Origin of the sequence: Nonomuraea sp. KM88, from assembly GCF_052245635.1 — a bacterium.
Taxonomy (GTDB): Bacteria; Actinomycetota; Actinomycetes; order Streptosporangiales; family Streptosporangiaceae; genus Nonomuraea.
In genome coordinates, this window is sequence record NZ_JBQQCC010000006.1 from 250,027 (window position 1) to 264,039 (window position 14,013).

Annotated in this window: 13 protein-coding genes; 2 read left to right on the top strand and 11 right to left on the bottom strand. The window is 70.8% G+C overall.

What is annotated here, in order from left to right; genetic code table 11:
• Positions 1-34 precede the first annotated feature (34 nt).
• Genes ACTWPV_RS20540 through ACTWPV_RS20555 form a run of 4 tightly spaced genes read right to left on the bottom strand, consistent with a single transcriptional unit; the run spans position 35 to position 2,773 of the window.
• Positions 35-646, bottom strand: coding sequence for a PH domain-containing protein (locus tag ACTWPV_RS20540; protein WP_443153025.1), 612 nt, complete (start codon positions 644-646; stop codon positions 35-37).
• The gene (locus ACTWPV_RS20545; RefSeq protein WP_443153026.1) at positions 643-1,716 is read right to left on the bottom strand and encodes an adenosine deaminase; all 1,074 of its coding nucleotides are present in this window, start codon (positions 1,714-1,716) and stop codon (positions 643-645) included. Before ACTWPV_RS20545 ends, ACTWPV_RS20540 begins: the two co-directional genes overlap by 4 nt.
• Before the next feature lie 42 nt (positions 1,717-1,758).
• A complete protein-coding gene (locus ACTWPV_RS20550) occupies positions 1,759-2,112 on the bottom strand; it encodes a cupin domain-containing protein (protein WP_443153027.1) in 354 nt (117 codons plus the stop codon).
• A gap of 58 nt (positions 2,113-2,170) precedes the next feature.
• On the bottom strand, positions 2,171-2,773 hold the full coding sequence (locus ACTWPV_RS20555) for an AMIN-like domain-containing (lipo)protein (protein ID WP_443153028.1): 603 nt from the start codon (positions 2,771-2,773) through the stop codon (positions 2,171-2,173).
• A gap of 284 nt (positions 2,774-3,057) precedes the next feature.
• Here ACTWPV_RS20555 and ACTWPV_RS20560 point away from each other — a divergent pair, with 284 nt between their 5' ends.
• Complete coding sequence (locus ACTWPV_RS20560) at positions 3,058-3,462, top strand: MarR family winged helix-turn-helix transcriptional regulator (RefSeq protein ID WP_443153029.1); 405 nt, start codon at positions 3,058-3,060, stop codon at positions 3,460-3,462.
• Here the strand turns inward: ACTWPV_RS20560 and ACTWPV_RS20565 are convergent.
• From ACTWPV_RS20565 to ACTWPV_RS20590, 6 genes are all read right to left on the bottom strand, one after another.
• The gene (locus ACTWPV_RS20565; RefSeq protein ID WP_443153030.1) at positions 3,449-4,726 is read right to left on the bottom strand and encodes a thymidine phosphorylase; all 1,278 of its coding nucleotides are present in this window, start codon (positions 4,724-4,726) and stop codon (positions 3,449-3,451) included. The genes ACTWPV_RS20560 and ACTWPV_RS20565 overlap by 14 nt on opposite strands.
• A complete protein-coding gene (locus ACTWPV_RS20570; protein WP_132627761.1) occupies positions 4,726-5,121 on the bottom strand; it encodes a cytidine deaminase in 396 nt (131 codons plus the stop codon). The genes ACTWPV_RS20565 and ACTWPV_RS20570 overlap by 1 nt, the downstream gene beginning before the upstream one ends.
• A complete protein-coding gene (locus tag ACTWPV_RS20575) occupies positions 5,118-6,395 on the bottom strand; it encodes an ABC transporter permease (RefSeq protein ID WP_443153031.1) in 1,278 nt (425 codons plus the stop codon). Before ACTWPV_RS20575 ends, ACTWPV_RS20570 begins: the two co-directional genes overlap by 4 nt.
• On the bottom strand, positions 6,392-7,534 hold the full coding sequence (locus ACTWPV_RS20580) for an ABC transporter permease (RefSeq protein ID WP_443153032.1): 1,143 nt from the start codon (positions 7,532-7,534) through the stop codon (positions 6,392-6,394). Before ACTWPV_RS20580 ends, ACTWPV_RS20575 begins: the two co-directional genes overlap by 4 nt.
• Positions 7,534-9,141, bottom strand: coding sequence for an ABC transporter ATP-binding protein (locus ACTWPV_RS20585; protein ID WP_443153033.1), 1,608 nt, complete (start codon positions 9,139-9,141; stop codon positions 7,534-7,536). Before ACTWPV_RS20585 ends, ACTWPV_RS20580 begins: the two co-directional genes overlap by 1 nt.
• Before the next feature lie 121 nt (positions 9,142-9,262).
• Positions 9,263-10,318, bottom strand: a complete 1,056-nt coding sequence (locus ACTWPV_RS20590) for a BMP family lipoprotein (protein ID WP_443153034.1) — start codon at positions 10,316-10,318, stop codon at positions 9,263-9,265.
• A 287-nt stretch (positions 10,319-10,605) separates the two neighbouring features.
• Here ACTWPV_RS20590 and ACTWPV_RS20595 point away from each other — a divergent pair, with 287 nt between their 5' ends.
• On the top strand, positions 10,606-12,486 hold the full coding sequence (locus ACTWPV_RS20595; RefSeq protein WP_443153035.1) for a Xaa-Pro dipeptidyl-peptidase: 1,881 nt from the start codon (positions 10,606-10,608) through the stop codon (positions 12,484-12,486).
• Positions 12,487-12,517: 31 nt separating this feature from the next.
• Here the strand turns inward: ACTWPV_RS20595 and ACTWPV_RS20600 are convergent, their stop codons facing one another.
• On the bottom strand, positions 12,518-13,741 hold the full coding sequence (locus ACTWPV_RS20600; RefSeq protein WP_347646642.1) for a M20 family metallopeptidase: 1,224 nt from the start codon (positions 13,739-13,741) through the stop codon (positions 12,518-12,520).
• Between the last annotated feature and the right edge of the window lie 272 nt (positions 13,742-14,013).

Consider the following 14,013-nt stretch of genomic DNA (forward strand, 5'->3'; position numbering starts at 1 on the left):
GCTCCTGACGGGCCGGCGGCCATCGCGGTGGTGGTCAGGCGACGACGATCGCGGCGACCACCAGGGCGATCGCGGCCACCAGCACGGCGATGGAGTCGTAGGACCAGGTGACCCGGGGCGGCGCCGCCTGCTCGTCGCGGCGCCTGGCCGCCTCGGCGCGCTCGCGGATCTGGTCGCCCACCCAGTCGGCGTGGGTCTTGCCCGCGAACGCCTCGACCGCCGCCTGCTCCGACCTGGAGAGCGTCGGCTCGGTCGTGAAACGCCCGCGTTGCCGCCTGGGGGCGCCGCGCCGCTGCGCCTTGGCCCGCTCTCTGGCGCTGCTCATCGGCGTCCACAACCGCAGCACCCGCTCGTCGCCGTGGTGGACGTTGATGGAGTGAGAGACCGTGACGTCGTCGATGGAGGCCCACGGCAGGAACGTCGTGCGGAACGGGTTGCGCCCCACCAGGCCCTCCTGCGTGAACACGGTGGCGGGCCTGAGCGCGATGGAGTAGACCAGCGCCGTCAGCGCCCCCAGCACGGCCAGCGCCACCAGCGACGACTTGCCGGTGTAGTGGGCGATGAGGTCCCACACGTTGAACGCGACGAAGGCCAGCCACACCCACGCCAGCGCGAACGCGGTCTTGGAACGGTAGGACTCTTTCACGACTGCCACTTGATCTGCGCGAACCCGGGCTTGATCACGCCGTTGATCAACGCCAGCCGCTCGTCGAACGGGATGAACGCCGACTTCATCGCGTTGACCGTGAACCACTGCAGGTCGTCCCAGCCGTAGCCGAACGCCTCGACCAGCTTGTGGAACTCCCGCGACACGCTCGTCGAGCTCATCAGCCGGTTGTCGGTGTTGACCGTGACCCGGAAGTGCAGCCGCCGCAGCAGCCCGATGGGGTGCTCGGCGATCGACGCGGCGGCGCCGGTCTGCAGGTTGGAGGTCGGGCACATCTCCAGCGGGATGCGCTTGTCGCGCACGTAGGCGGCAAGGCGCCCCAGCTTGGCGGGCTCGTCGCCGGCCACGGTGATGTCGTCGATGATGCGCACGCCGTGGCCGAGCCGGTCGGCGCCGCACCACTGGATGGCCTGCCAGATCGACGGCAGCCCGAACGCCTCGCCCGCGTGGATGGTGAAGTGGGCGTTCTCCCGCTGCAGGTATTCGAACGCGTCGAGGTGCCGCGTGGGCGGGTAGCCCGCCTCGGCGCCCGCGATGTCGAAGCCGACGACGCCCACGTCGCGGTAGCGCACGGAGAGCTCGGCGATCTCCCTGGAGCGTGCCTGGTGCCGCATGGCCGTCAGCAGCGTGCCGACGTGGATGCCACGCCCTTCCGACCCCTGCCTGAACCCCTCGAGCACGGCCTCGACCACCTGGTCGAGGCTCAGCCCTCTGGAGGTGTGCTGCTCCGGCGCGAAGCGCACTTCGGCGTAGACCACCCCGTCGGCGGCCAGGTCCTGGGCGCACTCGGAGGCGACGCGCACCAGGGACTCGCGCGTCTGCATGACCCCGACCGTGTGGTCGAACGTCTCGAGGTAGCGCTCGAGCGAGCCCGAGTCGGATGCCTCCTCGAACCACTGGCGCAGGTTGTCGGGGTCGTGGGTGGGCAGCCGGCCGTAGTCGGTCTCCCGGGCCAGCTCGACGATCGTCTCGGCGCGGAGCCCGCCGTCGAGGTGATCGTGCAGCAACACCTTGGGAGCCCGCCGGATCTGGTCAAGCGTGGGGCTCATCTCGCCATGATATGAGCACCGCCCGGTTTTCCGGGTTACGGCTCAGTCGCGGCCGGCCGACTCCGGGCTGAACGCGGGCAGGCACACGGCGATGTACTCGGCCCCTTCGGGACCGGCGCTGTATCTGACCTTCTCCCCCGGCGAGGTCACCACCGACTGCCCCGCCTCGACCTCGGTCGTGCCCTCCGCGTGCTCCACGATCACCGTGCCGCGCAGGACCACGGTGTACTCGGCGAACGACGGCGTCTGGGCGGGCTCCTCCCAGCCGGCCGGCGCGACCATGCGGGCGATGGAGATCGTCTCGTCGCCGCTGCTGACCCGGCCCACGTGCTCGTCAATGATCTTGCCACCGGGCACCGGAATGCGGGCGGGACCGCCCTCGATCTTTCTCACCACCAGCCCAGGCTAGCCTCTTCCATTGTTTCGGGGTGTGCGGGGTGTCCCCGCAGGGAGGTTAATGGGCCACGTCGACGATCAGGCGGCTGGGTGCGCCCTGCTCCTGGATCTGGAACGCGGCCCGCCTGTCCAGCACCAGACCGATGCCGACGCGGCCCTCGAAGTCGCCGGTCCTGACGACGTCGGCGAGGTTGCGCAGTTTGGCGTGGTAGATCGGGCCGCCCTCCCACGTGGGCGTGCCGTCCTCGTCGTGGGCCTGGGAGGGGAAGAGCGTGACGAGGAGGTACGCGCCGCCGCGGATGTCGATCGGCCGGCCGGAGCCGTCCTCCACGAACTCGTCCACCCATCGCACGTTGTAGCCGGGTATCTCGCCGTCGAGGTCGATGACCACGCGGTCGTACGTCCTGTGCCCGGCGTACCGCACGCCCGTCACGATGGCGGGCTCGATGCCGTCGCGCCGGACGTCCACCTCGGCGGTGCTCGTCGGGACGTTGCGGCCGGGAGTGTCGCGGGCCGTGGCGGATGACCTGGTCGGTCCGGGCGATCCGGGCAGGGCGGCCTGCTGGGCCGGGCCACAGGCGGTGAGCGCGGCGAGACAGGCCAGCGAGGCCAGGGCGCGCGAGCGCGACGACCGGCGGCCGGGCGGGGATGGCGAGCGCATGCCCGGTAGATGCCCCGCCCCGCCTCGCCGCAAGCCGCGTTTCCGCAGATCGCGCCGCTCCTTCGGGCCGGCAGCCGGGCGAAACACGCAAACGGTCCCGCATCGCGCGGGGCCTGTGGCCGGGCGAAACGTGCGAACGGCATCGTGAAAGGGCCCATGGCCGGGCCGTCCGGTGCATGGCGCCCGCCGTACCGGCCCGGACACGTCCGGGACGGAGCCGGGCGAGCCAACCGTCCTGGAAGAACGTATGCAATTGCATTCACCGAGGTGGTACCCTCCGCGACATGGACGAGGAGTTCGTGGTCGGCACCTGGCACTACGTCCTGGCCAAGCACGCCAAGGCCATGTGCGCCCTGGAGCGCGAGCTGGGCGACCGGCACGGCCTGGGTCCCAGCGAGTTCGAGGTGCTCGACCGGATCGTCCACCACGACAGGAAGCTGCGCATCCAGGAGCTCTGCGACGAGGTCCACCTGAGCCAGAGCGCCCTGTCACGGGTGGTGGCGCGGCTGGAGAAGGGTGAGCTGGTCTCGCGCGGCGTGTGCGACGCCGACCGGCGGGGCGTCTACGTGTCCATCACCGACGCGGGACGGGCCCGGCACGCCGAGGCCCTCCCCACGCAGCGCGCCGTCCTGCTCCAGATCTTCGCCGGCGCCCCCGCCCCGAGCGGGGTCGTTGTCACGGGGCGGTGACGCGTTCGATGATCAGTGGCGGCCGTGCCACGTCCGCGGGGCCCACCGCGTAGCCGCCGCCCAGCGCCTCCAGCGCCCGCTCGAAGCGGGCCGTCTCGTCGGCGTGGAGGGTCAGCAGCGGCTGCCCCTCGCGCACCGGGTCACCGGGCTTGGCGTGCAGCGTGATGCCCGCCCCCGCGGAGACCGGGTCCTCCTTGCGCGCCCGGCCAGCGCCGAGCCGCCAGGCGGCCAGCCCGACGGCGTACGCGTCGAGCCGGGTCAGCACGCCCGACGCCGGCGCCCGCACCGTGGTGGTCTCGGCCGCCCTGGGCAGCGGGGCTCCGGGGTCACCGCCCTGGGCGGCGATCATGCGGCGCCAGGAGTCCATCGCCGAGCCGTCGGCCAGCGCCTTCGCCGGGTCCTTGCCGGACACCCCGGCGGCGGCCAGCATCTCCCGCGCCAGGCGTACGGTCAGCTCCACCACGTCGGCGGGCCCTCCGCCGGCCAGGACCTCGACGGCCTCCTCGACCTCCAGGGCGTTGCCCACGGCCCGCCCGAGCGGCCGGTCCATGGCCGTCAGCAGCGCGACCGTGCGCACGCCCGCGTCCGTGCCGAGCGCGACCATGGTCTCGGCCAGTTCCCTCGCCGTCCCCGGGGTCTTCATGAACGCCCCCGAGCCGACCTTCACGTCGAGGACGAGCGAGCCGGTGCCCTCGGCGATCTTCTTCGACATGATCGAGGAGGCGATCAGCGGGATGGACTCCACGGTGCCGGTGACGTCGCGCAGGGCGTACAGCTTCTTGTCGGCGGGCGCGAGGCCCGAACCGGCGGCGCAGACGACCGCCCCGGCCTCGCGCAGGACGTGCAGCATCTCGTCGTTGGAGAGCGAGGCGCGCCAGCCGGGGATCGACTCGAGCTTGTCGAGCGTGCCGCCGGTGTGGCCGAGGCCGCGGCCGGACAGCTGCGGCACGTACGCCCCGCACGCCGCCACGAGCGGCGCCAGCGGCAGCGTGATCTTGTCGCCGACCCCGCCGGTCGAGTGTTTGTCGGCGGTGGGGCGGTCGAGCGCGGACCAGTCCATACGCTCGCCCGAACGGATCATCGCCTGGGTCCAGGCGGCGATCTCGCGCCGGTCCATTCCGTTCAGCAGGATCGCCATGGCCAGCGCGGACATCTGCTCGTCGGCCACGCCGCCGCCGGTGTAGGCGTCGATCACCCAGTCGATCTGGGCGGTGGTCAGCTGGCCGCCGTCGCGCTTGGCGCGGATGACCTCGATCGCGTCCATCACGAGCTCCGGCTGAGGTCCTGCGGGCCGAACGCGTACGGCAGGATCTCACGCATCGGCTTCGGCCCGTCCACGGTCTCGACCAGCAGGTCGTCACCGCCGAACTCGTAGAGGAGCTGGCGGCAGCGCCCGCACGGCATCAGCAGCTCGCCGTGGCCGTCGACGCAGGTGAAGGCCACCAGCCGGCCGCCGCCCGACTGGTGCAGCGCCGACACCAGGCCGCACTCGGCGCACAGGCCGACGCCGTAGGAGGCGTTCTCGACGTTGCAGCCGGTGACCACCCGGCCGTCGTCGACCAGCGCCGCCGCCCCCACGGGGAACTTGGAGTAGGGCGCGTACGCGTTGCGCATGGCCTCGGCGGCCCTGGCGCGCAGGGTCTCCCAGTCGATGCTCAATGTTGATCCCCCCTGCGATAGCTCACGCCGTCGGCCTTGGGCATGCGCAGCCGCTGCGAGGCGACCAGCAGCACGATCAGCGTGAGCACGTGCGGCGTGATGTAGACGAACTCGTTCGGCAGCTGGTCGACGGTCAGCCAGAGCCAGAACAGCACGACCATACCCGCGGCGGCGGCGGCCATCATCGTGTACTCCTTGGCGCCTCTGGTCACCATCTCGGCCGGTTCGCCCGACGCCAGCTGGCGGCGTACCTGCTGGCCGAGGTAGATCAGCAGCAACACCGCGCCGAACAGGAAGAACGAGGTGACCGCCCCGGAGCTGCGCAGCTGCAGGCCGTCGGCGTAGCCGAACAGCGCGGCGCCGCCGGCGAGCCCGCCGGGACGCCAGTTGCCGAAGATCATGGCGGCCAGGCCGATGAAGCCGCGGCCCAGCGTCTGCCCCTCCACGTATTTCGTGGAGACGAAGACGAGGAACACGCCGCCGAGCCCGGCGAACGCGCCCGAGATGACGACGGCGACGTACTTGATCAAGTAGACGTTCACGCCGAGCGACTCGGCCGCCCACGGGTTCTCGCCCGCCGAGCGCAGCCGCAGGCCGAAGGCCGTGCGCCAGAGCACGAAGAACGTCAGCGGCAGCAGGAGGACGGCCAGGACCGCCAGCACGTTGACGTTGTGGGTGAGCCCGCGCAGGATGCCGGCGAGGTCGGACAGCAGGAACCAGTGGGTGCTCTCCAGCTTCCCGAGCAGGTCGGGCCCGTCCGACAGCACCGGCAGGCTGACCCGCGGCGGCAAGGTGATCGCGGGCGAGGTGGTGATGCCGGCGCCCGCGTCCGCCGCCTGGGTGCCCTCCTTGTAGAGCACCTCCGACAGGAAGCGGGTGACGCCGGGGCCGAGCAGGTTGATCGCGACGCCGCTGATGATGTGGTCGACGCCGAACGACACGGTGGCGATCGCGTGCAGCAGCCCGCCGAGCGCGCCGCCGAGCAGGCCCGCGACCAGCGCGGCCACGGCGCCCCACTGGTATCCGGCCCAGCCGGCGAACCAGGTGCCGAGCACCATCATGCCCTCGAGGCCGATGTTGACCACGCCGGCCCGCTCGGCCCACAACCCGCCGAGGCCGGCCAGGCCGATCGGCACCGCGAACAGCAGCGCGGATGCGAACGTGCCGGACGAGGTGATGTCGGTGTAGCCCGACACGACCCGGACCAGCGACAGCAGCAGGAGGAGCACGGCGACGCCGAGGAGCGCCACGTGGTATTTCCCGACCCTGGTCATGCTCCCACCTCAACCGGAGAGTTCCCGCCGAGCTGCCGGGCGGCCCGGCGTTCTTCGACTCTGAGCGCGAGGCGGTTGGTCACCTCGTTGGCCACGACGACCAACAGCACGATCACGCCCTGCATGATCGTGATGACGGACGGCGGCACGTCCGCGATCTGCAGCGCGCCCTGCGCCCGGTCGAGGAACGCGAACAGCAGCGCGGCGATCGCGATGCCCACGGGCTTGTTCCTGCCGAGCAGCGCCACCGCGATGCCGAGGAAGCCGAGCCCGGGGGTGAAGTTGGAGTTGAAGGCGCCCCGGTCGCCGAGGATCTCGGGCAGGCCGATGAGCCCGGCGATCGCGCCGGACATCACCATCGCCGCGATCACCATCGTCCTGGGGTTGACGCCGGAGGCGAGCGCCGCCGGGCCGTTGAGCCCGCTGGCCTTGACGTCGAAGCCGAACCGGGTGCGCTCCAGCACCACCCAGACCACCAGGCCGAGCACGACCGCCACGAGCAGGAATCCCCACACGCCGCCGCCGCGGGTGGGCGGGAGCATGCCGAACCAGTCGAAGAAGAAGTTCAGGTTGGGGAACATGGCCGACTCGGGGAGGTCCGGCGTCGTCGTGGTGAGCTCGCCCTCGGCCCGCTGCCCCGTGAACGGGCCGCGTACGAGGTAGGAGGTCAGGCTGAGCGCGATGTAGTTCAGCATGATCGTGGAGATGACCTCGTTCACGCCCCTGGTCACCTTCATGACCGCGGGGATCAGCGCGTAGAGGCCGCCGACGACCGCGGCGACCAGGATGATCACCGCGATCTGGATCGGCTTGGGCGCCGTGAACGTCGAGCCCACGTAGGCCGCGCAGATGGCCGCCAGGCGGTACTGGCCCTCCACGCCGATGTTGAAGAGGTTCATGCGGAAGCCCACGGCCACCGCAAGACCGGCGATGAACAGCGGCACCGCGCGGTTGAGGAAGGCCGCGATGCCGTTCGACTGCGACCGGGCGCTCGCGCCGAAGTCGAAGAAGGCGGCGAACGCGGCGAGCGGGTCGGCGCCCGCGGCGACGATGGCGACACTGCAGATCGCGATCGCCAGGACGATGGCGACGGCGGCGCCGGCGACGGTGAACAGCGCCCGGTTGAGCCCCGCGGGCATCACGACTCCTCAGTGCCGGCGATGGCGCCGGTCATGTAGCCGCCCAGCCGCTCGGGCGTGATGTCGGACGGGTCGAGCGCGGCCACGAGGCGGCCGCGGTAGATCACCTGGATGCAGTCGGACAGGCCGATCAGCTCGTCGAGGTCGGCGGAGATGAGCAGCACGGCCAGCCCGGCCGCCCTGGCCTCGCGCAGGTGGTCCCAGATCGCGGCCTGAGCGCCGACGTCCACGCCCCGGGTGGGGTGGGCGGCGATGAGGAACAGGGGCTCGCCGCTCATCTCGCGGCCCACGATCAGCTTCTGCTGGTTGCCGCCGGACAGCGCCAGGGCCAGCGTGTCGACGCCGGGCGTGCGTACGTCGTAGCCCTCGACGATGCGCCAGGTGTCGGCCTTGGCGGCTCCCCGGTTGATCCAGATGCCGCTGCGCGCGGGTTTCCTGGTCTGGTGGCCGAGCACGCGGTTCTCCCACAGCGACGCCTCCAGCAGCAGGCCCTGGCGGTGGCGGTCTTCCGGGATGTAGCCGATGCCGGCCTCCCGGCGTCTCAGCGTGGACCAGCCGCTGAGGTCCTGCTCGCCCAGCGCGATGCCGCCGTGCGCCGGGCGGATGCCCATGATCGCCTCGATCAGCTCGCTCTGGCCGTTGCCTTCGACGCCGGCCAGGCCGAGGATCTCGCCCTTGTGGATCTCGAAGGACACGTCGTCGAGCAGCAGCCGGCGGCCCTCCTCGCGCAGCAGGTCGACGTAGCGCTCGACCGGCATGCCCTTGGGCACGGCGCGGTGGCCGTCGGCCTCCATGGTGAGGTGCGACACCTTCAGCATCACCGTGTCGGTCACCGTGGACTCGCGCGTCTCGGGCGTGGGCAGCTCGCTTCCCACCATCAGCTCGGCGAGCTGCCGGGCGGTCACCTCGTGGGGATCGACGCTCGCGACGGTGGTGCCGCGCCGGATCACGGTGATCTCGTCGGCGATGTCGAGCACCTCGTCGAGCTTGTGGGAGATGAAGATGACCGTCAGGCCTTCGGCCGTGAGCTCGCGCAGGTTCTGGAAGAGCTCGTCGACCTCCTGCGGGACGAGCACGGCGGTCGGCTCGTCGAGGATGAGGATGCGGGCGCCGCGGTAGAGGACCTTGAGGATCTCCACGCGCTGGCGGTCGCCGACGCCGAGGTCCTCCACCAGCCTGCCGGGATCGACGCGCAGGCCGTGGGTGGCGGCCAGCTCGGTGATGCGCTTCGTGGCCGCGCCGACGTCGAGCCTGCCGGCCTTCGTCGGCTCGGCGCCGAGGATGATGTTCTCCAGCACGGTGAAGTTGTCGGCCAGCATGAAGTGCTGGTGGACCATGCCGATGCCGGCGTCGATGGCGTCGCTCGGCGAGCGGAAGCTGACGTCCTGGCCGCCGACCTTGATCGTCCCCTCGTCCGGCTTCTGCATTCCGTAGAGGATCTTCATCAACGTCGACTTGCCGGCGCCGTTCTCCCCGACGATCGCGTGCACCGTGCCCTGCCGGACGGAGATGTGGATGTCATGGTTGGCGACGACGCCGGGGAAGCGCTTGGTGATGCCCTCGAGCTCGACGGCGGGTCTCGCCGTGTCGAGGGTGTCCGAGCTCATGTGCTCACCGCTCCCAGGTCGTCGGTCGGTGCTGGCTCACTTCGCCTCTCCTAGCGGCAGGGCGGCATGGGCGAAGGCCCGAAGTTGCGGACTCCGGGCCCTCGCGTGGTCATGTGCCTGATTACGGCTTGGCCGGGACCGTGATCTTGCCCTCGACGATGTCCTTCTTGGCCGCGTCGAGCTTGTCCTTGATGTCGTCGATCTCGCCGCCCGTGGTGGCCAGACCGACGCCGTCGACCTTGAGGTCGTAGGTGATGTTGGAGCCGCCCTTGGCGCCGCCCTGGAAGGCCTTGACGAACTCGAACACGCCGACGTCGACGCGCTTGAGCATCGAGGTCATGATGACCGACTGCAGGTCGCTCTCCTTGACCGTCTGGCGCTGGTCGGAGTCGACGCCGATGGCCTTCTTCTTGGCCGCGGCGGCCGCCTGGAACACGCCGAGGCCGGAGTCGCCGGCGGCGTGGTAGACGATGTCGGCGCCGTCCTGGAACATCTTCTCGGCCGCGACCTTGCCCTTGTCGGGGGCCTTGAACCCGGAGAAGTCACCGTCAGGGGTCAGATACTTCACGTCGATCTTGGCGTCCGACTTGACCGACTTCACACCGGCCTCGAAGCCCGCCTCGAATTTCTTGATCAGGTCGTTCTCGACGCCGCCGACGAAGCCGACGTGGCCGCTTTCCGCCTTGGTCGCGGCGGCGACACCCGCCAGGTAGGAGCCCTGCTCCTCGGCGAACAGCAGGCCGGTCACGTTGGGCGCGTTGGAGGCGGAGTCGACGACCGCGAACTGGATGTCGGGGTATTCCTCCGCGGTCTTCTTGATGTCCTCGCCGTAGGCGAAGCCGACTCCGATGATGGGGTTGTAGCCGGCGTCGGCCAGCTGGCGCAGCAGGTCGCCGCGGTTGGAGCCGTCGGAGGCCGGGCTCAGCTCCTTGATCTCGGCGCCGAGCTCCGTCTTGGCCTTCTCCAGGCCCGCGTACGCCGCGTCGTTGAACGACTTGTCGCCGCGCCCGCCGATGTCGAAGGCGAGACCGACCTTGAGCGCGCCCTCGGACTCGCCGGCCGGCGCCTCGCTCGCGGTGGTGCCCCCACCAGTGTCGCCGCCGCAGGCGGCCGCTGCCATGAGCATGACGCCGGCCACCGTGCCGACCGCCATCCTGCTGAATCGCTTGCCGAGCAAGGCGACTCCTTCCATTTCCCCGCCGTCTTCCTCCGCTGCGAGTTCGTCGCGCGCGCCAAGGAGCGTACGGCACCTGCACGGAAGATAGTTGGTTGACCAGGGCAGACCAAACCAGCACACGGTGTCGCAACCGCTCCGTTATCGACATCAAGCGCGTCCGTGACCTGAAGCGGGCGTCAGGCTCGGGAAAAGTTCTGCTCAAAGTTTGGGTCTCGATCGCCCTTGCCCCCGAGCAGATCATGGCGGACATTCCCAGCGACGGCGGAAAATTCCTACCGGAGCACCGTATGCATCCTTGCAAGGTCCTGTCCGTGCCCCTGGTCGCGTTACTCGTCGCGACCTTGACCGGCATCCCGCCCGCCACAGCCGACACCCCCGCCATCAAGATCGAGGGCAGCGCCACGCAGCCGATCTTCTCCAGGGCGGACGCCATCGCGCAGACCGTGTACGTCGAGGTCGAGGGGACCGACAGCGACAACGACGGCAAGCCGGACCGCGTCGCCGTGGACATCCTGCGGCCCAAGGAGACCGACGAGGGCCTCAAAGTCCCCGTGATCATGGAGGCCAGCCCCTACTACGCCGGCGGCAACGACGTCTCCAACCACCCCGTGGACGTCGACGAGAACGGCAACCCGCTGCCCGGCCTGCGCGCCGACGCGGCCAAGACGGTGCCCCAGCCCTTCGACGGCTACTACGACAACTACTTCGTCCCCCGCGGCTACGCCATCGCCCTGGTGGAGAACCTCGGCAGCGGACGCGCCACCGGCTGCCCGACCTCCGGAGACCGCAACGAGACGGCCGGCCCCAAGGCCGCGATCGACTGGCTGAACGGCCGCGCCAAGGGCTTCGACGCCGGCGGCGAGCCCGTCGAGGCCACGTGGTCCACGGGCAAGGTCGGCATGATCGGCGTCTCGTACAACGGCACGCTGCCGAACGCGGTCGCCGCGACCGGGGTCAAAGGACTGGAGACGATCGTCCCGATCGCCGCGATCTCCAGCTGGTACGACTACTACCGCGCCAACGGCGGCGTCCTGGCGCCGGGCGGATTCCAGGGCGAGGACCTGGACGTGCTCGCGAAATACGTGCTGACCAGGGAGAACGGCCAGGAGGTCTGCGGTGGGCTGATGGACCGGCTCACCGCCGAGCAGGACCGGATCACCGGCGACTACAGCCCGCTCTGGGACGCCCGCAACTACATGAACGACGTCGGCAAGGTCAGGGCGAGCGTCTTCCTGGTGCACGGGCTCAACGACTGGAACGTCAAGACCAAGCAGTTCGCGCAGTGGTGGTACGCCCTGGCCAGGCGGGACGTGCCGCGCAAGATCTGGCTGCACCAGGGCACCCACATGAGCCCCTTCAACCTGCGTACCGCCGAGTGGCTGCGGCAGCTGCACGGCTGGTTCGACCACTGGCTGCACGGCATCGACTCCGGCATCATGCGCGAGCCGCAGGCGGACGTGGAGAGCGCGGCCGGCCAGTGGGCCCAGCACGCCTCGTGGCCGCTGCCGGGGACGGCCACGGTGCCGCTCTGGCTGGGCTCGGGCGCGAAGCTGAGCCTGCTGCCGCGCCCGCTGTCGCGCAAGGAGTCGTTCACCGACCAGAAGTCCAGGACGGCCGAGCAGCTCGTGGAGGCCTCGGGGTCCGATCCGAACCGGCTGGCGTACACGACCGGCACGCTCCCCACCGACGTGCGCATCTCCGGCACGCCCACGATCTCGGTGCGGGCCTCGCTGAAGGACGGTGCGTCGCCGTACCTGACGGCGTTGCTGGTGGACTACGGCACGGACGAGCGCCCGAACGGCACCCTCGTCTCGACCGGCCAGAGCTACTGCTATGGCGAGAGCGTCCCCGACGACTCCGGCTGCACGACGCTGAGGAGGCTCGGCACCGCCGTGACCCCCTACAAGATCGTCACCCGGGGCTGGCTGGACGTGCGCAACCGGCACCGCCCGGACCGGACCGAGCCGCTGCGGCCCGGCAAGGAATATGGCTTCACCTGGGACTTCCAGCCGACCGACTACGTGTTCAAGAAGGGACACCGGCTGGGCCTGGTGATCATGTCGACCGACGTCGACTACACCCTGCGCTATCCGCCGGGCACCAGGATCACGGTCGCGCCGGGGCACTCGTCCCTGCGGCTGCCCGTGGTGTGGGGCCGGCTGATGTGATGGGGAGGCCCGCCGCGCGCGCGGCGGGCCGTCACGCCAGGGCGGAGGTGATCGAGTCGAGCGGGCCGACCTCCCACAGCGCGGTCAGCGCGGTGGTGGCCATCACCCGCACGCCCATCGAGATCGCCTTCTCGTCGACGTCGAACGTGCCCTGGTGGATGTCGTAGGTGAAGCCGTCGGGCGAGCGCGTGCCGAGGCGGGCGAACGCGCCGGGGATCGACTCGAGATACCAGGCGAAGTCCTCGCCGCCGAGCGACTGCTGCGTCGGGACGACCGCGCCCGCGCCCAGCGCGCGCTCGGCGGCCTCGGTCAGCATCTCGACGCTGACCTCGTCGTTGACCACCGGCGGCACGCCGCGCGTGTAGTCCATCGTGGCCTCGACGCCGTAGGCGCCGGCCACCGACTCCAGCAGCGACTTGATCAGGTCGGGGGCGGCGTGCCAGGCGTTCTCGTCGAGGCAGCGGACCGTGCCCTCGGCGACGCCGTCGTCGGGGATCGCGTTGGCGGCCGAGCCGGCCTCGACCTTGCCCCAGACCAGGCTGAGGGACGAGCGCGGGTCGACGCGGCGCGACAGCGCGGCGGGCAGCTCGGTGAGGATCTTGGCCAGCGCGAAGACGAGGTCGGCGGTCAGGTGGGGGCGGGCGGTGTGGCCGCCGGGGCCCGAGACCCTGATGGCCAGCTTGTCGCAGGCGGAGGTGATCGGGCCGTTCCTGAGCCCGAGCTGGCCGACGTCGACGCGGGGGTCGCAGTGGAGGCCGAAGATGCGGTCGACGCCGCTGATGCCGCCGTGGGCCATGACCTCGAGCGCGCCGCCCGGCAGCTCCTCGGCGGGCTGGAAGATCAGGCGTACGCGGCCGGGCAGCAGGCCGGCGGCGGCCTGCTGGGCGAGGAAGAGCGAGGTGCCGAGCAGGATCGTCGTGTGCACGTCGTGGCCGCAGGCGTGGCAGACCCCGGCCACGGTCGAGTGGTAGGAGACGTCCTTCTCGTCCTGCAGCGGCAGCGCGTCGATGTCGGCGCGCAGCGCGATGGTCGGGCCGTCGCCGCTGCCCACGTCGCAGATCAGGCCGGTGCCGCGGGGCAGCACCGAAGGGGCCAGGCCGGCGGCCGTGAGCCGTTCGGCGATGCGCTGTGTCGTGCGGTATTCGGCGAAAGCCAGTTCAGGGTGCATGTGGAGGTCGCGGCGGAACGCCACGAGATCCTGCTCGCTCTCCGCCAGGAACGCGTCGAGTTCTCCCCGAAGCTCACGTCCCCGCATATGTCACCGTCCCGTCCCAATGCCGCACTGCCCCGAACGTCTCGGGCAACGCGGCTGATGCGCTGTGAAAACTCGTCCATCCCCGCGGGGCGCCCGGATCGGGCGACCGCTCGGCGACGCAAGAACACACCCACTGGTGTCAGGTGCGCGAGATCGTCAGTACGGGCTTGCGTTCGTCGGTCGCGAGTGCCGCCGCGGCCCGGGAGCACAGCGGTCGGCCGTGAGCCCGATGGCGATGCTTCGACTTTATCGTCCCCGCGCGGCTTCCCGGC